Origin of the sequence: Rivularia sp. UHCC 0363 (genome assembly GCF_034931125.1) — a bacterium.
Classification (GTDB): domain Bacteria; phylum Cyanobacteriota; class Cyanobacteriia; order Cyanobacteriales; family Nostocaceae; genus Rivularia.
The window spans coordinates 31,649-51,810 of the sequence record NZ_JAYGHM010000047.1; the positions used below are offsets into that span (position 1 = coordinate 31,649).

The window sequence follows — 20,162 nt, forward strand, 5'->3', positions numbered from 1 at the left end:
ATATACTTTGCATTCAAGATATATTTATATTTTCTTTTATAAAATAATAAATATGTTTTTGGATTAAATTTCTTTATTTACAGTTTATGCAAGTAGTAATTAATACATTTGTAATGATATTCCCGAATGATAACATTAAAGTTATCGTTGATACAATTAGATAAGAATTGCAAGCAATTACAAAAGCTGAACATACTATCAACTATGAGCTTCAGCCATATTATCCATTGTAATATATGTTCAATTCATAACTCTAAAATTTAAATTGTTACTGATAAATAACGATTAAAAATCTATTTTAGATCTCTAAACTTGTCTTTACAAAAAAAAATAAGTATTAACACGGATTTATCGGTTTTCAAAATTCTACTAATATAGACATGGATGAAATTATAAACCTTTTAAAAATCAAAAAAAAAAGGTAGGAAAATCCAGTTGTTGTCTAGTAAACGCTTATTTAGCAGTGATGAATAGTTATAACTGCTACCTTTCGCTCGAATACCCTTCATTTTGGATAGTTAAGGAGTATGGTCAATGAATAAAATTGAATCTGCCATTTTTGTTAGTTACCTGTTAATGAGCTGCTATTTTTTGATTAACTGGTTGAAATTTGCTATACGTCATCCGAGTTCTTCTCCAGAAGACAAGTTTTTGTCTTTTGTGATGTTTATTGTCTCAACAGCATTTTGGCCGATAATAATTCCCATGTCTTGTATAGAGATACTAAAAAGCAAAAAATTGGAATTTAGCGTTGTAGTTCCGATCCTGGTTGTGGTTTCTGCATTTGGTCTTGTATTTTATATGGCATAAGTTATTTTTTTAGACCTCCTCCAATCTTACTTAATCCTTACACATAGTTTAATTTGAGCTTGAATACAAAATTATATTTAACTAAAATATGTAATTTTTTATGCTTAATCTACAATGACATTTTTATCCGTAAGTTAATGTAGTGTAAACTACTACTTTAAATTCGTGGCTTAGTCACTTTGCTTAGTTATCAGGTTGTATAATCAATATTTTTTATATTTAAACTAAATTTTTAATCAACAATATTCGTTTAAGATTTTTTTGTCATCGTAAAATAATTAGCTAACTAGTACTCCACCACATAAGTTATGAGGGGTGTCTGGTAGTGCGTGTGCGTAAGCGCAGATTCACGTTAACGAAGTTTGCCCGAAGGGTAGTGTGCGCTAATTGTAACGAGCGACCAAGATGGTCGCACTACGAATTTATTACCCCGCTTTCTTAATGTGGTGGAGTAGTAGTTATGTAAAATAAATTTTCCAGTTGATATGGTGGATTTAGAAAACATAACTTTTGCTCGTTTTTTTGTCCTTAGCGAATAATATTAGTTACCTCAACTACGACAACCTGTCTTTTGACATGATGTTCAAATTCATCTATGTTTATGCATTTGTAAAGGTAACTTTTTAACTGATTTTTGCTATGAAAGCTAAACACTGTTTTGTCGCAGCGGCTACATTTGTTTCGATAATTGCGATACCCCCAAGGGGTCAAGCTCCGCCGATCGCAAAAAGTGCGACTATAACTGTGGCTGAGATGCCAGGAAATGGCTCACACGAACATCAAAAAATGGAAGTTCCCGAAGGACAACCCGTACCAACCGTTGATGTTGTGATGCATAAAGATGCTAAGAAAGGATGGAACCTAGAAGCGAAAGTTACCAATTTTGAATTTGCACCCGATAAAGTTAACACAGTAGCAGAACCTGGAAAAGGACACGCTCATCTTTTCGTTAATGGCAAAAAAATTACTAGATTATATAGCTCTTGGTACTATCTTGAAAATCTCGACAGAGGTGAAAACCGTATCAAAGTAAGTTTGAACGCTAACAATCATGCTGATTGGACTAGCAACGGTAAACTCATTGAAGATACAGAGATTGTTCAAGTCTCAGAAGCACTAAATAAACATCATTAATCATATCTACCAACTAAGTAGGTTGGCTTTGTAGCTAATTTATATAACATTTTATAATCTAAAATTCAAAATGGTACTTGACCTTTTCCTAATAGCAGCCTTGGGATTTCTTGGTAGTTTTGGTCATTGCGTAGGAATGTGCGGGCCTTTAACTGTAGCATTTTCTTTATCTTCCCAAAGTGAAAGTACTAATTGGTGGCAACAATCCAAGTTTCACTTTCTGCTTAATTTGGGGCGGATATTGAGCTATAGCTTAGTTGGTGCTGCGATTGGGGCATTGGGTTCAATATTATTAGAAGGCGGACAATTAGCGGGTGTTGGTAGCGAATTACGCTCCTGGATAGCGATTATTACTGGAAGTATGTTGATTTTGTTTGGACTTCGACAAATTAATCCGACATTGTTACCCAGAATTCCATTTTTGCACCCGCTATTAGAAGGTGGTTTACATGACCGTTTAAGTGCAGGAATGTCCAAACTGTCATTGCAAAACGCATGGTACACACCAGCATTTTTAGGGATGACCTGGGGTTTAATGCCTTGTGGTTTTCTTTATGCTGCTCAAATTAAAGCCGCTCAAACAGGAAATATGTGGATGGGTGCAGCGACAATGTTCGCTTTTGGTTTGGGAACCTTGCCGATGATGTTGGGTGTAGGAGTATCTGCATCGTTGATTAGTAAAGATCGGCGATCGCAATTATTTCGCTTGGGTGGTTGGGTAACTCTAACAATCGGCATCATTACCCTGCTGCGGACTGGTGACACGATGGTAGACTACACCGGACACGCTGGTTTAATATTACTGATGCTGGCGCTAATGGCTCGTCCGCTCAGCGGTGTATGGGCGGCACCTATGCGTTATCGTCGAGCTTTGGGAGTAGGTGCTTTCATTGTTTCCTTAGCTCACACAGCCCACATGATGGAACATTCACTCTCATGGAAGCTTAATAGTTTTTTCTTTTTACCATCAGAATTTCAGTTTGGGATGGCTTTTGGTGCAGTAGCGTTAGTGTTGATGATTCCTGCTGCTTTGACCAGCTTTGATTCCCTACAAAAATCTTTAGGTAAACATTGGCGACAAATTCATTTATTAAGCGTTCCAGCTTTGATATTAAGTGCAATTCATGCCGTAATTATTGGTTCTCACTATCTTGGTTCGCTGCAATCAACTTGGACAAATAAAGTCGCAGCAGTCGCTTTAGGAATGATTACTCTGGGAATTTTATTAATTAGAACCCGTCTTTTTTGGTCAACATTGCGCTTGCAGAAGTTTTACATTTCCCCACGTTGAATCAATTACCAATTACCTCTCGTTACAAGGTTCTACCTTGTAATGCATTTGTGGAGGTGCCTCCAGGCTAGAAGCTAGGCAGAGGCTCCGTTCAAGGATTCCCAGCCTCTGGCTGGGAACCAGTAACCAGTAACCAGCAAATCCTATAACTTAATGAAAATGAATCTTTCATCATTCTTAATTCCTGCTGCTTCCGCTCACAAAATAGAAACTGCTCAAGATGTCGGCGCTACTTTACATATTGAACCAAACGATACACCCCGCGCTGGAGATGCTGCACAAGCTTGGTTTGCCTTAACTCGCAAGGGTGGCAAGGTTATTCCTTTGACAGAATGTAATTGTGAATTAGCTGTTTACAGCGAACCCCGCAAAACAGGAGATACAACACTGATTCAACCAACTTTACAACCCATAACAGCCGAACGTTATCAAGGCATACCGGGAGCAAAAATTACATTTCCCAAACCCGGAGCCTATCAATTAGAACTTACTGGTAAACCGACAAATGGCGCTAACTTCAAACCGTTTGAATTAAAGTTTGATGTCACCGTAGCTGCTGGAACTACCAAAAGTCCAGCAAATCAACAGGAAACACAGACATCACAACAAGTTCAAAATGTCAACGCGAATCAAACTGAACAACCATTCCCCATCCCAATTTGGGCTATAGGTTTAGGAATTGTAGTAATCATAGGTGGAATTTTCGTCGTAGCGAGAAGAGCAAATGGTTAGGTCAAAGGTCAAAGGTTAAAGGTCAAAGGTTAAAGGTTAAAGGTCAAAGGTCGAAGGTTAGAAATTCCTAACTCCTAACTCCTAACTCCTAACTCCTAACTCCTAACCCCCGTGTCGCTTCCTATGCCATGCCCAAGCGTGGGTCATGATATCTTTAAGGTTAGTGTATTGTGGCTGCCAACCTAAGATTTGGCGGGCTTTTTGAGCGCTACCAATCAAGGCTGGTGGGTCTCCAGGACGGCGATCGCATTCTACTGCTTTAATATCTTTACCTGTGATCGTTCTTGCGGCTTCTATTACTTCTTTGACAGAAAAACCGTTACCATTACCTAGGTTAAAGAAGTCGCTATCGCCACCTTTGAGTAGATATTCTAAACCTAATACGTGAGCGTCGGCTAAATCGCTAACGTGGATGTAGTCGCGAACGCAGGTACCGTCGTTTGTGGGGTAATCTGTACCGAAAATCGAAATTGACTCGCGTTTTCCTAAAGCTGTTTGCAATACTAAGGGAATCAAATGGGTTTCGGGGTTATGATCTTCACCTAAGTTACCAGATGGGTCTGCACCAGCTGCATTAAAGTATCGAAAACGTACTGACCGAAAGTCGTATGCTTCGTTAAAATCAGCAAGTATCCGCTCTACCATCAATTTAGTTGCACCGTAAGGATTGATTGGATTTTGGGGGTGGTCTTCGGGTATCGGAACCGTTTCGGGTACTCCGTATGTAGCACAAGTTGAAGAAAATACAAATTTCTTCACAGATGCTGCTAACATTGCTTCTAACAGGGTTATTGTACCGATAACGTTATTGCGGTAATATTTTGCAGGGTCAGTAACTGATTCTCCGACATAAGCATAAGCAGAAAAATGCATGACTGCTGCAATATCTCGTGTAGCAAACAACTTATCTAATAAATCGCGATTTATTGTATCTCCCTCGATCAGTTCGACCTTGAGAACCTGTTCTACCAAGTCACGGTGTCCGTAAACCAAATTATCAAGTATCAAGACTTCATAACCCGCTTGTTTCAAAGCCAACACTGTATGAGAGCCAATATATCCCGCTCCTCCGGTGACTAAGATTGTAGGTTTTTCAGGAGACATAAATTTTCCTTTGAATATGACAACTACATAATAAATTTAATTTACTTAAGCGAGATTACCTATCTCTAAGACTACAAATGTTCAACATTGTTAAATAAAATTGCACTAAAATCACTACGAAGGTAGTTTTGGTGTGTAGGGTATAAGGTATTTGAAGTCAACTAATAGTGGTACTACCATTTGACAGTAGAATAACTCAATTGCCCGGAGCCGTATAGATTGACCGTACAGAAACATTTGAGAGTAGATTTATGTTTGAATTATTAAGCCGAGTGCTTCTATGGCTACTTATAGGTACTATCGTATTTAGCCTGTTTCAAAAGTTTTACCCGACCGGGAATTTTGTCGGCAGATTTGTAGTAGTAATTTTTCTGGTTATCTTGTTATTGTCCTTCGCTAATCCTCGCGAACCAGCTATTGCTTCGATGTGGAAAGTAATATCTTTTCCTCTCAAACCTTTGGGAGCATCAATTTTGCTGATGACTTTCGCTGCTCAAAGAATAAAAGGTGGAGCAATAGACAAACCCGGAGGATATTTAATTGGTTGGGCTTTGACGATTTTATTATTAGCCAGTACACCAGCGGTTGCTTATTTCTTGGTTCAATCACCTGTTGCCCAGGTAGCTTATCCCAATGTAGCTTTAATTCAACCGAAATCTGCAACCCTTGTCGCATTTACAGGAAAAACAGATGTAGGGAATATGTCTGATATAGTCAGCGATACTATTCCTCAAGTAAATGCACAACAAACCACAATAGCATTAAATAGCAGTATAAATATTCCGCCTTATCTTTTGCAAAGACCTGATACTATTCGTCGTCGCGGTTTGCAATTAGAAGATTTTGTACCGAGTGCAGAAACTTTACAATTAACTACAACCGTTTGGGAAAGTTACTTAAATCAGGTTAACTCTTTCTTGCGTCCACGATAGGCACAATATATATTTTCATATATATTCTACTAGGGTGTGGTTGGTGCCGTACCCTAGTTTTTATTTATTAGTAAAAGAATATTTTTAGCTGTATCAACAAAAAATCATGACTTCAAATGTCTCAGAAAATTTAGTATTAGTTGCTGGTGCTACAGGTGGAGTTGGACAATTAACGGTAGCAAAGTTACTTGACAAAAATTTCAAAGTTCGGGTTTTGACGCGCAACGCTTCTAAAGCCGAAAATATGTTTGCGGGAAAGGTAGAAGTTGCTGTTGGAGATATCCGCAATCTCGAAACTTTACCAGCAGCAATGGCAAATGTTACTCATATTATTTGCTGTAGCGGTACAACTGCTTTCCCATCCGAAAGGTGGGATTTTGAAGATAATCCTAATTTTTTAGAATATTTTGGATTATTTCTGAACCCCGCAGAAGCAAAAGCCAAAGCTAAAAATAGTCCGATGAAAGTTGATGCTCAAGGTGTAAGTAATTTAGTAGAAGTTGCACCACAAGATTTAAAGCAATTCGTATTTATATCTTCCTGTGGAGTTGAACGTAAAAATGAGTTTCCCTACAGTGTTTTAAATAGCTTTGGTATCCTTGATGCGAAAAAACTGGCTGAAGACACGATTAAAAATTCAAATTTACCTTATACAATTATTCGTCCCGGACGCTTAATTGATGGTCCTTATACTTCCTATGATTTGAATACTTTACTACAGGCAAAAACCGACGGTAATTTAGCAGTAGAGTTAGGAACTGGCGATCGACTTACAGGACAAACTAGCCGAATCGACGTTGCTAATGCTTGTGTTGAATGTTTAAATAATTCAAGTTGTTATAACAAGGCTTTTGAAATAGTTAATCAAGGGAAAAGACCATCGGTTGTTGATTGGGATGCTTTATTTGAGCAGCTTTGAATATAAAACGCAAATTAGAGAGACTTCGCAATTGTGAAGTCTCTAAACTGACTACTTTAGTGAAAAATTCAGGAATTAACAACCACCATAATAATAACAATAGCAAGCATCGATGTGGCTATTTAACTGGATAAGCAAATCCCAAGTCTTCTCGCCGATTATACCGTCAGCAGCTAAAGAATAATCAGCTTGAAAAGCTTTGACAGCCATCTGTGTATGGTTCTCAAAATGTCCATCTATTGCACCATGATAAAAGCCGCTATCTAACAGAGTTTGTTGGACAAACTTAACTTTATTTCCACTACTGTTTTTTTGCAAAACACCCAAGCTTTTGACACCATTACAGATAAAATTCCAAGTCGCAGTATCCGTAATTCCTGTTATATCTAAAAAGGCTACACATTGAAGGTATTTAACCGCAGCCTCGGTTTTCAATCCAAAGTCACCATCAACGTTTATTTGGAATCTGGATTTATAAATAGATGCAAATCTTTTTTCCAAGAGTTTTTGCATCACTTTGACATCTTGACCGCGATTGCCAATTCTTAGAGTAGGTCTAAAAGTAGGACATTCAATTACAGTAGTCATTAATATATTCCATATTTATAGTTGATTACATAATTAAACTTCCACTACTACAGTTAAGATTCCCGATGAAATTTAGTACCCTTGAGGGTAATATTTATTACGTTTAAGAATAAGTTAAATATTATGGTGCGCTCCGCTCCGCGACAACACACCATGTGATTGAGTATTTAAAGATTTTTTAACTGCGTTCCTTTCCGTCAGGGACTCAAAGTCCCTGTCTAATAGCATAAGTCCATTAAAATGGACTACAAAAATAACTAGATCGAACGATGCGTCGTGATTTTATTTTGCTTATTTCCCTAATCTTAGGAATCCCATTACTAATTTTTGGATACTTTGGGTTGAATTATATAAATACCGCTTTAAAAAAACGGGGTAACTCTAGAATATTCTAGAACTACCCCGCTTTATATTAGTTAGAAGCTTTTAATTAACTCTTAACTCCTAATTCCTAACTCCTAACTTTAATTAAGCAAACGCTGCTGTTTTGACATCATTGGTTGCTAATAATTCTTGCAATTCTTCAGCGTCTACTGTTTCTTTATCAATCAACATTGCTGCTAATTTATCAAGAATGTGACGGTTTTCTTGTAAAACTTGTTTAGCGCGGTTGTAAGCAACGTCTACTAGGTCGCGGACTTCAGCATCAATGGTCGCTGCGGTTTCTTCGGAGAAATCACGTTCGGACATGATGTCACGACCGAGGAACATATTACCTTGCTGACGACCAAGCGCAACTGGCCCAAGATTATCGCTCATTCCAAAGCGAGTTACCATTTGACGAGCTACACGAGCTACTTGCTGTAAGTCGTTGGAAGCACCTGTGGTAACTTCATCTTCACCGTAGATTAATTCTTCAGAAATACGTCCACCCAAAGCTACAGCCATTTGGTTTTCCAAATAAGCGCGGCTGTATAAACCGCTGTCCATGCGGTCTTCGCTGGGAGTAAACCAGGTTAAACCACCCGCACGTCCGCGAGGAATAATGCTGATTTTTTGCACTGGGTCGTAATCTGGCATTAAAGCACCAACTAAAGCGTGACCGGCTTCGTGGTACGCTACTAATTCTTTGCGCTTTTCGCTCATTACCCGGTCTTTCTTCTCTGGACCAGCTAATACACGATCGATCGCATCGTTAATTTCATCCATCGAAATTTCTGTCAAGTTGCGTCGTGCTGCTAAAATCGCGGCTTCGTTCAACAGGTTGGATAAATCCGCACCCGTAAAACCAGGAGTACGACGAGCAATTCTATCTAAGTCTACGTCTTTCGCTAAGGTCTTACCGCGAGCGTGAACTTTAAGAATTTCTACCCTTCCAGCATAATCTGGACGGTCAACAACTACTTGACGGTCGAAACGTCCGGGACGTAATAATGCTGCGTCGAGTACGTCTGGACGGTTGGTAGCAGCAATAATGATGATTCCGGTGTTACCTTCAAAACCATCCATCTCGGTAAGTAACTGGTTCAAGGTTTGTTCCCTTTCATCGTTACCACCACCTAAACCCGCACCCCGCTGACGACCTACTGCGTCAATTTCATCGATGAATACGATACAGGGAGCATTGGCTTTTGCTTGCTCGAACAAATCGCGAACGCGGGAAGCACCCACACCCACAAACATTTCTACGAATTCAGAACCGGAGATGGAAAAGAAGGGAACCCCAGCTTCACCAGCTACCGCACGAGCTAACAAAGTTTTACCTGTTCCGGGAGGTCCTACTAAAAGTACACCTTTAGGAATTTTTGCACCAACAGCGGTAAAGCGATCGGCGTTTTTAAGAAAATCTACTACTTCGTTCAATTCGAGTTTGGCTTGGTCAATACCAGCGACATCACCAAAAGTAATTTGGGTTTGCGGCTCCATCTGCACTCTGGCTTTCGATTTACCAAAGTTCATGGCTTGACTTCCTGGCCCGCTCTGAGCGCGTCGCAGTAAAAAGAACAAACCCACTAGAAGCAATACGGGGAAGAATAGACTGCTAAGTGCCTTAAACCAGAAACCTTCATCGTTTTGAGGCAATACAGAAATATCAACGTTGTTTTGGGTAAGAGTATTAATTAAATCCGGGTCATTTACTAAAGTGACAAGTTTTTTATTCGTGTCATATTTTGGTATGACCAAAGCAGTAGAGCGGTCGGAACTCAAACTGACTTTTTCAACTTTACCTTTTTGAACTTCCTGGATAAACTCGCTGTAACGCCATGTTTCCCGACTTTGGGCTTGATTATTGTCGAAAAATGCTGTTCCTAAAGCAATTACAACAATAAAAAGCAGCGCGTACAGCCCCGCATTTCTCCATCTTTTATTATTCACCGAGGTCAATCCTCCTGTTTTTTTGGTGTTGCGTCGCGTCTCTATCTAAAAGAGATGGAATTTTTAATAATTATGTTAACTTATCTTAACGTATACCAGAATGCGTACACATCATGCTAGTAAATATTTTCGTAATTCCTTAAAACAATAGTGGCTAGGATCGTATTGTAGCTTTCCTGTAGGGTGAATGACTTGGTGGATTGGTAGTATTTCCACTACACAGTTACTGTAGGCGATCGCCACAAGTTCTTGAACTAGTTTTGGGGTAAACGGTTCTTCTTTGACTTGATATTGATGATGGATCAACCAATTTAGCAGTTGTTCTCTCATAATTCCCGGCAAGATTCCCGCACTTAATGGTGGTGTAAACCAACAGCGATCGCGCCATCCCCAAAGGTTGCCAGTAGTGGTTTCCAGCCAATTTCCCTCAGCGTCGGTTAAAATCGCTTCTTGAATATTTTGCTGAATATTCTGTTTCAAAGCCTGACTTTTTGCCAACCAAGCCGCTAAGTAATTCCCGGTTTTATGCAAAGGTAAACTGCGGTATTGTTCTGTTTTGGCGATCGCTACGTTAACACCATACTTTTGTCTTTGTGTCAAATCATTTGTAAGTAATCTTCCCGTTATCCACTCCTTACCATCGGGGAACAGGGTAATTCTGAGAATTGGGTAATGATTTATGAGAATAGATGCACCACGGCGGATATTTTGCCAATCTGGTTGTTGAAAATCCAATTTTTGTACGGAATCAAGCAAGCGTTTTTGATGTGCTTCCCAATGAGTTAAGCGGTTATTTAAGGAATTATTATAAACTCGCAAAGTTGTAAAAATCGTTGCACCAAACAATAAACCTGGCTCATTAATTGGTAGTTGAATAGTTTCGGATTCGATTAATTCACCATTGTACCAATACATATTAAAGTTAGGAGTTAGGAGTTAGGAGTTAGGAATTAAAAATATTCAACTTTGACCTTTAACCTTATTCATATATTTATAAATAGCGGCAATATTTCGAGCGTCATCAATCCCGCGATGGTGAGTTCCTTGCAATTCTATTTCTAAATGCTGTAAAGCCTCAGCCATCCCAAATCTTTTTTTATTATCACCAATATATAGGGAAAATTCTTTTTTTATATTTCGATGTTCCGCTCCAAAAGGATAATCTAAATGATGAAATTCGCAATCTTGAATAAATTGCTTTTTATCGTAATTTCCCCAAGAACAAAATATATGATTAGGATAAGAATCAACCCATTGTTTAAAGTACGGAATTACCTCCGGGAAAGTCGGTGCTGTATCAACGTCTTGCTGAGTAATAGTAGTTAATTCCGTGCAAAACTCAGTTAACTTTGGATGTCTTACGGGTTTGATAAACTTTTGATATTCTGCATCTATTTCCCAAGTGGAACGGTTCAACATCACCGCACCAATTTCAATCATTTCCATTTCCTCACTGGGAATTCCACCATCATTAGAACAGGTTGCTTCTAAGTCTAAGATTAAAAAATAACTAGTCATTTATTTAAGTAGGTCGGTGTTAAAAATCGTAATCACGACAGGGTATAGGGAATAGGTAGTAGGGACAAGGCTTTAATACCAGTTTAGCCAACCGTTACTGACTTACTTACTACTATCAAAAGGTTTAAACCAGCCAAATTTAAGAGCGCGATCAAGGACAAAAGCTGTTACTGCAAACTCTAAGACACTTTCTAAAGCCAGCAACGCAAAAGGTAAAATTGAGAGAGAAAAATTTAATCCTATATCTACCTGAGTCAAACCCCGTATTAATCCAAAAGCGAACACGCTACCAGTTTTCAGATGCGGGTTTTCATCTTCACGGATGATGTAGCGATAGGTAACACCAAATAGAAAACCACAAAAACCGGCAATTCCAGCACTTATCAATCGCTGCCAATTTAACGTAATAATACTGACGTTATTCAGTTGGGTAAAATACTCTTCAAATAATAAATCATTAAAAATCGCAGCGAGAATAAATATCGCAGAAAAACTCAAGGCACATAGAGTACCAGCTTTGAGAGATTCTAAGCGTTCCAACCTTAACTCAGCATTATAGATTTGTTTCATCACATCACAATTATCAATTATCAATAACCAAGGCCCAATACCTATTTCAACTCGTAACTGATGATTGTATGATAAATAAGGAGTTGTTAAGACAGGAAGTTTAAAAGTAATATTATGGCGATTTTGACGTTAGGCTGGGTTTCTCTATTAGTGGTTTTTACTTGGTCGATCGCAATGGTAGTTTGGGGTCGTAACGGACTGTAGAATCATCGTGGAAGCTCCATTTCTCAACATTTTAGCAGTATCAGCCTTAGTGCTACTCGTATCTGTTACGGGTGGCGTGGTTTATTTAACTCTTATGGAATGGCGCGATCGCCGTCTTCTAGAACAAGAAAAGCGTGAAATGCGTCGTAGTTCGCCTAAACAGCGATAATTTGACTGATATAGGCGCTATCTCCCAAAAATTTCCTCTAAGGTTAATGTAGAGACTTTGCAACTGCAAAGTCTTTATAGTTAGGAATGAAGGGTTAAGAGTGATCGAATTTTTGATTTACGCCTTTCTCTACGAGAAATCAAGCATTTCAGGCATTAACATTCCCTAATCCCCGCTCAGTAGGGCTTTGCGTAAGTACTAAGAATTTTAAATTTAGATAAATCCCCACATACAAAAAAACCTCGGGTACCAATCCGAGGTCAATTTAAAAAACCAAATGTCGATAATATTAATAGAGATTTTGAAAGTCTCAATTTTTTAATTCACTCCAAAGCTATACAAACTAAGGCTTTGTGAACTTATGTAAACAATCTTAATGAAATCATTACATAATGTCAATCAGGCTTGACACCGATTTTTTTGTGTAGATATGACAAAGCATAAGTAAATTACCCAGGAAAGAGGACAAGGGGACAAGGGGATGGGGGGATGGGGGGAAAGATAATTCCTAACTCCTAACTCCTAACTCCTCACTCCCACCTCCTCACTGATTTGCGAGTTGTTCAATTACAGTTGCAGCATCGTCGGGAATTTCCGTTACCAAGCGAAAGGGGAATTCTTTAGTAGAAGCAAGTTGAGCATAATCTGGAGTAAGAAACACTTTGTATTTATCTGCTTCTGGAGTTAGTTGAGCAGCAAAGGCTAAAACGATCGCTTTGACAAATTTACGAATATCGGCTGCTTGTTCCCCGATGACTTCACCACCGCTTAAAGGAGTATTGGGTTTTCCTTCCTGACTGATGGTAGCGATCGGGTCTTTGACGCTCAAATGGGTACCCCCAACTATACCAACCAACCATTTAGGACAAGGAATTTTGCGGAAGCCGATTATTTGTTCGGTTAAAGCGGGATTGGTTTTATCTGCGGAACTTGCTAATACCAGGGTGGGAATTTCTACGGATCCTAAACCTGTTTCACCAAACATTAAGGAACTCGTGGGGTTCAAAGCGACTATACTTTTTACTCTTTTGTCGCGCAATTGATAGCTCTTTTCCGGTAATTCGTGCGCTATACATTGGATACCTTGTCCAAAGCTTAAAATCGCTAAGTTGCCTTTACAGCGTTGTTTGAGGGAATAGGGCTGCAAACTCGCTCCAGCGATCGATAAAGCTGTACCTCCACCGAAGGAATACCCGACCACCATCACTTTATTAGTTGCGAGTTTACCTTGTAAGGGATGATCCGCTGTTTGATTGAGCTTTTCTAACTCATCTATAACAAAACTAATATCTTGAGGACGGTGCAAAAATTCTTGCGGTTTTAAAAGCCTAGTTTTACCTTCAATTGCAGCTTTGTTATTTGCTGCATTACTACCGGGATGCTCCAAAGCAGCAACTACGAAACCATAAGATGCAAGGTGTGAGGCTAAATAGCGTAATTCGGTGCGAACCGAACCAAAACCGTGAGTAAATACAATAACTGGCTTTTCAACAGTTGCAGTATCTGACCAATATATATCAACTGGAAGGTTTCGATTTCGCTTGTCGTCGTTCAAATCTAATGTAAACTCTTCAACCTTACCGCTTCCCGGTTGAGTCGCATCCATTGGTAGCGAAAGCTGGGGTTCTCTGCTCGCAAGTTGAGGTGCGATCGCGCTCATAAATTGCTGCGTTTGCCAAAATGCTGTATTTAAATTTTTGAATACTCTAAATGCTTGATTTAAATCAATTTCTAAACGTTTGCTCGGATAAGCAGCAATGGAAGAAAGCAAAGAAAATCCTTTGGGTTGAGTCGCTGCTAATACTAAACTCGCTCTGAGGGCTTTTGCTCCAGCGTCGTCTTCTCGATGAATTACGGTCGCTAAATCTTCCAAAATTGTTGTACCAATTTGAGTATTTAGTAAATTACTCATGGTCACAACATTAATCGGAATTTTTGTCCTCAATGCTCCCACAATCAAGTTACGCTGTTCTTCAGATAAGCGGTTGGTGTAAGATTTGAAACTATCAGGAAACTTACCCGTTTTGACCACATTTTCTAATTCAGCAATCGAGATTGACTCCGCAAACGAACCGTAACGCACTACCACGGTTTCCGCTGCCTGTGATGGTTTAGCTGTCAACTGCACACTCATTAAAGTACAAATTCAACTTACAAATGTATTTAAACTTCTCCCACTATATTTCATCTATATTTGTACCTTTATTGATATCTGTTTACGCAATAATACGGACAATATACTGAAATAATATTTAGCTAGAGCTTAGTTTTAACTTATTCATCTAATTTGTGACAACAACAGAGAGAATCCATGTTCCGTGAAATTAAAATAGATAATTTAAAAAATATTGCTTCCTCTTTACTTTCAAGCATCTTTAACAAAAATTAACATTTTTCAATATTGACATTTAAGCAAATCCTTAAGTAAAATATTTAAGTAATTGCTTAACTGTATAGGTAATTTGACGTATTTAATCGAGAGCAAATTTTGATCGACTTATTTTTAGTTCAGATTTAATATGAGCCGACAATCCGCCAGTGCAGATGTTTTTCAAGTAATTGCAGATCCGACGCGGAGGGCAATATTAGATTTATTACGTACTGGTGAACAACCTGTCAAACAGCTAGCTGAACCATTTGCAATTAGCTTACCGGCGATTTCCCAGCATTTACAGGTATTGTGCGAGGCTGATCTAGTAGAAATGCGTAAGTCAGGAAGACAGCGCTTGTATAAGCTAAAACCAGAAAGATTAAAACAAGTATCAGCTTGGGTTGCCAATTACGAACAATTTTGGCAGCAGAAACTCGATGCTCTAGGTAATTATTTGGAGGAATCATGCTCGGATTAAATAAAGAGATATTTTATCCCCATTCACCCGAAAGAGTTTGGCTCTTATTAACTAATAGTCGAATTTTAGCTAAATGGTTGATGGAAAACGACTTTGAGCCACGAGTCGGGTGTAAATTTTGTTTTTACAGTCAATCTTTACCGGGAATAGATACCAGTATTAAATGCGAAGTAATCGAAGTTGACGAACCTTTGCGGCTGGTTTACACCTGGCAAGACTGCATGATGAGTCAGCCTTCTATGGTTACTTGGACATTGAAAGCTGTTGAAGGTGGTACGCAGTTACGTTTGCAACATCGAATTCGGGAAACTGCTTTTACTGGTGCAAGAGAGTCGGTATATTCTCAAGTGCAATCTGGGTCTCTTAAAGCGTCCGATAGCTTTATTCTTGCTGCTTATTTAAACGGTGGATGGGAAGAAAAGCTTTGTCAACAGTTGCTTTCTGTTTTGGTTGAAATTAGTAGCGTTTAGTTATTTAATGTGGGATCGAATTCTCGTTACGCAGAATATAGGGAGACGTAGCGGTGCTACGTCTCTACAAGATTTATAACCTTAAATTAAGATGACGGAACAACATTTTATCGATACTAATAGCCAACAGTGGGAAGAACTTCAGGAGTTTCTGGGGACGGAAATTCTGACCTTAGCTCAACCAGTTCCTCAAGGTTCAATTCACAAACTACGTATGAGTTCTGGTACGGTAATTCCGGTTCATTATCATCCTTGTGATGAATATATTTATGTTCTCGAAGGAACTATTGAAACAGGAGGAAAAGAGTGTCAAGCCGGAACATTCTGGTTTACCCCTGCAAACGCGAAAAACGGCTCTCACAAAGCGATTACCGATGTAGAAATTCTGACTATTCGGCTTGGTGAAATGGGTGTATTTGAAAATGTTTAACAAAGAATTTTTAGAGTTAGCTGGTGTACCTGTAATAGTGCATCCACCCGTGAATCCTGATTTACCCGCTCCGCTGATTGTACTTTGGCACGGTTTCGGCATACCTAATAGCGAGGAATTGCTTGCAGAAGTTTTACCCTTAACAGAAGTACAAGCTTGGAAAGCATATGTAGGATTACCTGCGTTTGGTAAACGTTTACCCGAAGGTGGTATTGATGAGGTTGAGCGACGACAGATGGAAGATTACGTATTAAAGTTGCTGCTACCGATAAGCGAACAAGCAATGCAGGAACTACCAAATGTTGTTGAAGCTTTGCAAGCAAAATTTCCTATTAGTAATCAAGAAATTGGTTTATTTGGTTTCTCTGCTGGTGGCTTAACAGCTTTGCTTACCTTATTGGAAAGTCCTGTACCGATTAAAACTATTGTTTTAGCTGGGGTAACTAAGAATTTACTTTGTTTCGTGGATGCTTATGAACGCGGAACTAAACAATATCATCCCGAATTAAACGATGAGCAAATAAAGTATCGCTGGAGTGAAGCATCAGAATTAGCGAAAGAACGTTTGGATTTTGCTGCTCGTGCGTCGGAAATTGCTAAACGTCAGCCGATTCCGGCAATGTTGTTTGTACATGGTTCCCAGGATGAGATTTTCTCTTTAAATCAAGTTGAGGAATTATATACAGCGATCGCACCGCATTATTCCCAAGCGAATCAGTCCGAGCGTTTATGTTTACAGACTTTTACACATTTAAAACATCAAATTGATTTGCAAGCTGCCAAACATTCACTCGATGTACAGCAGGATATAGCCGAATTTCAACAAGTTGTCGCAGCTTGGTTTAGTCAAAATTTGTAATAAAGAAATTCCAAAAAAAGACAGCAAAAAAAAGGTAAACATGGTGATAATTATGAGTTCAAATCAAGAATTTCTGCAAAATTTATACGATGCCTTTAATAACCGTGAAATTGAAACAATTATCTCGTTTATGCGCCGGGATGTGAAATGGGCGAACGGAGTGGAAGGCGGTTTTGTTTACGGACGCGACGCAGTGCGCGAATACTGGACTAATCAATTTAACGATATTCAAGCGGAGCTTGAGACGCTAAAATTCGAGACGGACGAAAATAATCGAAACGTTGTTACCGTTCATCAAGTCATCAAAGATTTACAAGGCAATTTACTTGCGGATGCAACAGTTCAGCAAATCTTTACCATTGAGGATGGTTTGATTAGCCTTTACGAAATTGGCGAAACTGAAACAATCCAAGAAATGATTCAAAAGGCGAGAACCTCTGATAAACAATAGTAATGCTTCGATTATCAGTTTTAGCAATCGCGTTTTATCAAATCTAGCCTTTTTAAAATAACGACGCAGCACAAAAAATCAATGGACGTGAGGTGGAAGGAAGCAGTGACTTTGTTATCAAACGCCCATGAGTAGCAATGGAACTGAATCGTCCGTATAGACGTATACCGCGCTTGGCTCAATTCACAAACTACGCAATCCCTGAAAATCAAAATGAAAATTCTAATTATCGGTGGAACTAATTTTATCGGCCCCTTTGTAGTGCGTCATTTGGTAACTATGGGACATGGTGTGACTCTATTTCATCGGGGAAACACAAAAGCTGAGTTACCCGAAGTCAATCATGTATATGGCGATCGCGCTCAATTAAACGATTATAAAAGCCAGTTTGAGAGTCTTTCACTCGATGTTGTAATAGATATGATTTGCTACACGGAATCAGACGCACGGATGCTACTCAACGCTTTCAAAGGTATTACAAGGCGCGTTGTTGTAATTAGCAGTATGGATGTATACCGGGCTTATGGAGTTATTTTAGGTCAAGAATCAGGTGTGGTAGAGCTTCCGCTGACAGAAGATTCAGCTTTACGTTCTTCGCTTTATCCTTTCAAAGATATGCCACAAAGAGCTTTGAATGTACCTGCGGATTACGAAAAAATTCTGGTTGAAAGAGTTGTGATGTCTGAGTGCGAATTACCTGGAACAATCGTCAGATTACCGATGGTATATGGAATCAATGACCCTTTGAGCCGTCTATCCCCTTATTTACAACGTATGGATGATAAACGTGATGCGATTGTATTATTAGATAGTATTGCTAAATGGCGCGGTTCTTACGGTTATGTCGAGAATATTGGTTATGCGATCGCATTAGCTGTTACTAACGAAAAAGCGAAAAGTAGAATTTATCATGTCGGGGAACCAGAGACATCTGAGCAGGAAAGAGTTAGTAAAATTGGAGAAATTGCAGGATGGAAAGGTAAAGTTGTTAGTTTACCTCAAGAAAAGTTTCCCTCAGATTGGAATTTTCCATTTAATACAGAGCAAGATTGGTTTGTAGACTCTACCCGCATTCGTCAAGAGTTGGGATACAGCGAAATTGTACCGCTAGAGGAAGCGCTGAAGAGAACTATCCAATGGACAAGAAATCATCCATCTATCCAAATGCAGCCACTGGTAGCACCTTGGTTATTGGATTATGCAACCGAAGATGCTGTTTTAAAACAATGAATGATGTAGAGATGTAGCAGTGCTACGTCTCAGAATTTTAGCCATCCAACAAATTAATTTCGATAGTTTCCAGATGTATATTGAGTAAAAAATAATCCTTTAGGGTACTTTTAATAGGCGATTATTTTTTGTACTATGCAAGAAATATAACTAGTATCAATAATCTCATGGCAGAAACATATATATCAAAGGTCAACGTTGACCTATGGAAACAAGAAGTGACGCTGGTTTGGACGGGTTCGGATGCAGCAGCACAACAGAAAGGTCCTTTCCACTGTACCCCTGGTGCAGGTATTTCCGGTGTTAATTGTGACGATGTTGCAACCAGTAAAAGGAGTGGAACAGATTGCACTCCGAAAGGTGAATTCTCGGTGATTGGACACGATCGATTTTTTAGCAAGTATCCAGAAGCGGAATGGGTGACACGTTTTCAAGATCCTTCACGGGGAATTGCTCTGCATTACTATCCAACCGTTCCCGAATTTCCTTCATCCCACGGATGTGTCCGGATTGCAAACAAGGAAGCAGCAAAACGAATTTACGATAATACTAAAGTCGGAAAATCAATTGTTAGCGTGAATGGAGAACTAAGACCGAATTTCAACAATACCTTAAAGCGTGGAGTCAAAAGTCAGGATGTAAGAAAGGTTCAGCTTCAGCTAATCAACAAGGGATATCAACTGTCAGCTGATAGCGATTTTGGTGCAAAAACCGAAGCAGCAGTCAAGCAGTTTCAAAAGGACAAAGGACTTGTATCTGACGGAATATGTGGTCGTCAAACCTACACCGCACTTTTTGCTTAGTGGATTTACACTGCAATAACTCGATCAAGATTACTCCTTTTACTCCAGAGATTACCGATTAAAAAAAACCGCAAAGACGCTGAGGAAGCAGAGAAAAGAGGTAAAGAGAGGGAGGGGAGTAATTAGTTTGTGCGATTGAATCGCGATCAGCCGCACGGCTGCGCCGATCGCCATTTTTCCCGATAAAATTATCCTTACCGGAAGCCATTATCGGGGAAAATATTATTATGAAGAATTTACCAGAGGGTTGTATTCTTCGCAAAGCGACATCAAAGGATGCTTCATCAATTCGCTGGCTGGTATTTAAAGCAAGGCTTGACCCAACTCAATTAAAATGGCAACAATTTTGGGTAGTTGAATGTGACAATCAAATAGTAGCTTGCGGTCAGTTGCGTAATTTTGTGGAAGCTCAAGAACTAGGTAGTTTAGTTGTTACGAAAAATTGGAGAAATCGCGGTTTAGGAAGTTTTATTACTCAACATTTAATTGAACAGGCAACTCAACCACTTTATTTAGAATGTTTGGGTAAAAAATTAGTTAGTTACTATAAAAAATTTGGTTTTGTTCCAATTGATTTTCAAGATTTACCTGCATCTCTCAAAAGTAAATTTAAGTTATCTCAATTAGGTAAACAATTAATTGGAGTTCCCGTTACTTTTATGAAATATAGAAGAATCACATATCTGGCGGTTGAAACCGCGCCTACACAGGCGAAGTCCACCTGCGTGGACTATGGAAATTTATAACCCGCGCAGGCGGGTTTTGCCTGTGTAGCAGCGGTTT

At 39.1% G+C, this 20,162-nt stretch carries 22 protein-coding genes; 15 read left to right on the forward strand and 7 right to left on the reverse strand.

The window, feature by feature from the left end; all coding sequences use genetic code 11:
- Positions 1–1,449: 1,449 nt before the first annotated feature.
- The 3 genes from VB797_RS23380 to VB797_RS23390 all read left to right on the forward strand — a co-directional run bounded on the left by VB797_RS23380 (position 1,450) and on the right by VB797_RS23390 (position 3,967).
- Positions 1,450–1,944 (forward strand): hypothetical protein, encoded by a 495-nt coding sequence (locus tag VB797_RS23380; RefSeq protein ID WP_323240141.1) that lies wholly within the window; start codon positions 1,450–1,452, stop codon positions 1,942–1,944.
- Positions 1,945–2,014: 70 nt separating this feature from the next.
- Positions 2,015–3,235: a sulfite exporter TauE/SafE family protein gene (locus VB797_RS23385; RefSeq protein ID WP_323240142.1), complete on the forward strand. Its 1,221-nt coding sequence runs from the start codon at positions 2,015–2,017 to the stop codon at positions 3,233–3,235.
- 159 nt (positions 3,236–3,394) lie between these two features.
- Complete coding sequence (locus VB797_RS23390; protein ID WP_323240143.1) at positions 3,395–3,967, forward strand: hypothetical protein; 573 nt, start codon at positions 3,395–3,397, stop codon at positions 3,965–3,967.
- A gap of 102 nt (positions 3,968–4,069) precedes the next feature.
- On the opposite strand, the gene galE is transcribed toward VB797_RS23390, so the two are convergent.
- Positions 4,070–5,071, reverse strand: coding sequence for a UDP-glucose 4-epimerase GalE (gene galE / locus VB797_RS23395; RefSeq protein WP_323240144.1), 1,002 nt, complete (start codon positions 5,069–5,071; stop codon positions 4,070–4,072).
- 251 nt (positions 5,072–5,322) lie between these two features.
- On the opposite strand from galE, the gene VB797_RS23400 reads away from it, so the two are divergent.
- Together VB797_RS23400 and VB797_RS23405 are read left to right on the forward strand one after the other, a co-directional pair.
- Complete coding sequence (locus VB797_RS23400; RefSeq protein ID WP_323240145.1) at positions 5,323–6,003, forward strand: hypothetical protein; 681 nt, start codon at positions 5,323–5,325, stop codon at positions 6,001–6,003.
- 106 nt (positions 6,004–6,109) lie between these two features.
- Positions 6,110–6,922, forward strand: a complete 813-nt coding sequence (locus VB797_RS23405) for an SDR family oxidoreductase (protein WP_323240146.1) — start codon at positions 6,110–6,112, stop codon at positions 6,920–6,922.
- Between the two features lie 75 nt (positions 6,923–6,997).
- Here VB797_RS23405 and VB797_RS23410 read toward each other — a convergent pair whose 3' ends face one another.
- The 5 genes from VB797_RS23410 to VB797_RS23430 form a co-directional block, all read right to left on the reverse strand.
- A complete protein-coding gene (locus VB797_RS23410) occupies positions 6,998–7,510 on the reverse strand; it encodes a peptidoglycan-binding protein (protein WP_323240147.1) in 513 nt (170 codons plus the stop codon).
- 468 nt (positions 7,511–7,978) lie between these two features.
- The gene (gene ftsH3, locus VB797_RS23415; RefSeq protein WP_323240148.1) at positions 7,979–9,826 is read right to left on the reverse strand and encodes an ATP-dependent zinc metalloprotease FtsH3; all 1,848 of its coding nucleotides are present in this window, start codon (positions 9,824–9,826) and stop codon (positions 7,979–7,981) included.
- A 111-nt stretch (positions 9,827–9,937) separates the two neighbouring features.
- Positions 9,938–10,741, reverse strand: a complete 804-nt coding sequence (locus tag VB797_RS23420) for an aminotransferase class IV (RefSeq protein ID WP_323240149.1) — start codon at positions 10,739–10,741, stop codon at positions 9,938–9,940.
- A 45-nt stretch (positions 10,742–10,786) separates the two neighbouring features.
- Positions 10,787–11,344, reverse strand: a complete 558-nt coding sequence (locus VB797_RS23425; RefSeq protein ID WP_323240150.1) for a 3'-5' exonuclease — start codon at positions 11,342–11,344, stop codon at positions 10,787–10,789.
- 102 nt (positions 11,345–11,446) lie between these two features.
- Positions 11,447–11,914, reverse strand: coding sequence for a hypothetical protein (locus VB797_RS23430; RefSeq protein ID WP_323240151.1), 468 nt, complete (start codon positions 11,912–11,914; stop codon positions 11,447–11,449).
- A gap of 114 nt (positions 11,915–12,028) precedes the next feature.
- Here VB797_RS23430 and petN point away from each other — a divergent pair, with 114 nt between their 5' ends.
- Complete coding sequence (petN, locus tag VB797_RS23435; RefSeq protein WP_010998401.1) at positions 12,029–12,118, forward strand: cytochrome b6-f complex subunit PetN; 90 nt, start codon at positions 12,029–12,031, stop codon at positions 12,116–12,118.
- A gap of 7 nt (positions 12,119–12,125) precedes the next feature.
- Positions 12,126–12,287, forward strand: a complete 162-nt coding sequence (locus VB797_RS23440; protein ID WP_323240152.1) for a hypothetical protein — start codon at positions 12,126–12,128, stop codon at positions 12,285–12,287.
- 544 nt (positions 12,288–12,831) lie between these two features.
- Here the strand turns inward: VB797_RS23440 and VB797_RS23445 are convergent.
- Entirely contained in the window at positions 12,832–14,421 is a 1,590-nt protein-coding gene (locus VB797_RS23445) for an alpha/beta hydrolase (protein WP_323240153.1), read from the reverse strand.
- 385 nt (positions 14,422–14,806) lie between these two features.
- Between VB797_RS23445 and VB797_RS23450 the strand changes: the two genes are divergently transcribed.
- The 8 genes from VB797_RS23450 to VB797_RS23485 all read left to right on the forward strand — a co-directional run bounded on the left by VB797_RS23450 (position 14,807) and on the right by VB797_RS23485 (position 20,125).
- On the forward strand, positions 14,807–15,136 hold the full coding sequence (locus tag VB797_RS23450; RefSeq protein ID WP_323240154.1) for a metalloregulator ArsR/SmtB family transcription factor: 330 nt from the start codon (positions 14,807–14,809) through the stop codon (positions 15,134–15,136).
- A complete protein-coding gene (locus VB797_RS23455; RefSeq protein ID WP_323240155.1) occupies positions 15,124–15,606 on the forward strand; it encodes an SRPBCC domain-containing protein in 483 nt (160 codons plus the stop codon). The genes VB797_RS23450 and VB797_RS23455 overlap by 13 nt, the downstream gene beginning before the upstream one ends.
- A 91-nt stretch (positions 15,607–15,697) precedes the next feature.
- On the forward strand, positions 15,698–16,036 hold the full coding sequence (locus tag VB797_RS23460) for a cupin domain-containing protein (RefSeq protein WP_323240156.1): 339 nt from the start codon (positions 15,698–15,700) through the stop codon (positions 16,034–16,036).
- Positions 16,029–16,895: an alpha/beta hydrolase family protein gene (locus VB797_RS23465; RefSeq protein WP_323240157.1), complete on the forward strand. Its 867-nt coding sequence runs from the start codon at positions 16,029–16,031 to the stop codon at positions 16,893–16,895. The genes VB797_RS23460 and VB797_RS23465 overlap by 8 nt, the downstream gene beginning before the upstream one ends.
- Before the next feature lie 52 nt (positions 16,896–16,947).
- Positions 16,948–17,346: a nuclear transport factor 2 family protein gene (locus VB797_RS23470; RefSeq protein ID WP_323240158.1), complete on the forward strand. Its 399-nt coding sequence runs from the start codon at positions 16,948–16,950 to the stop codon at positions 17,344–17,346.
- Between the two features lie 213 nt (positions 17,347–17,559).
- Entirely contained in the window at positions 17,560–18,576 is a 1,017-nt protein-coding gene (locus VB797_RS23475) for an NAD-dependent dehydratase (protein ID WP_323240159.1), read from the forward strand.
- A gap of 167 nt (positions 18,577–18,743) precedes the next feature.
- Positions 18,744–19,379 (forward strand): L,D-transpeptidase family protein, encoded by a 636-nt coding sequence (locus tag VB797_RS23480; RefSeq protein ID WP_323240160.1) that lies wholly within the window; start codon positions 18,744–18,746, stop codon positions 19,377–19,379.
- 227 nt (positions 19,380–19,606) lie between these two features.
- Positions 19,607–20,125, forward strand: coding sequence for a GNAT family N-acetyltransferase (locus tag VB797_RS23485; RefSeq protein WP_323240161.1), 519 nt, complete (start codon positions 19,607–19,609; stop codon positions 20,123–20,125).
- Positions 20,126–20,162: the final 37 nt, after the last annotated feature.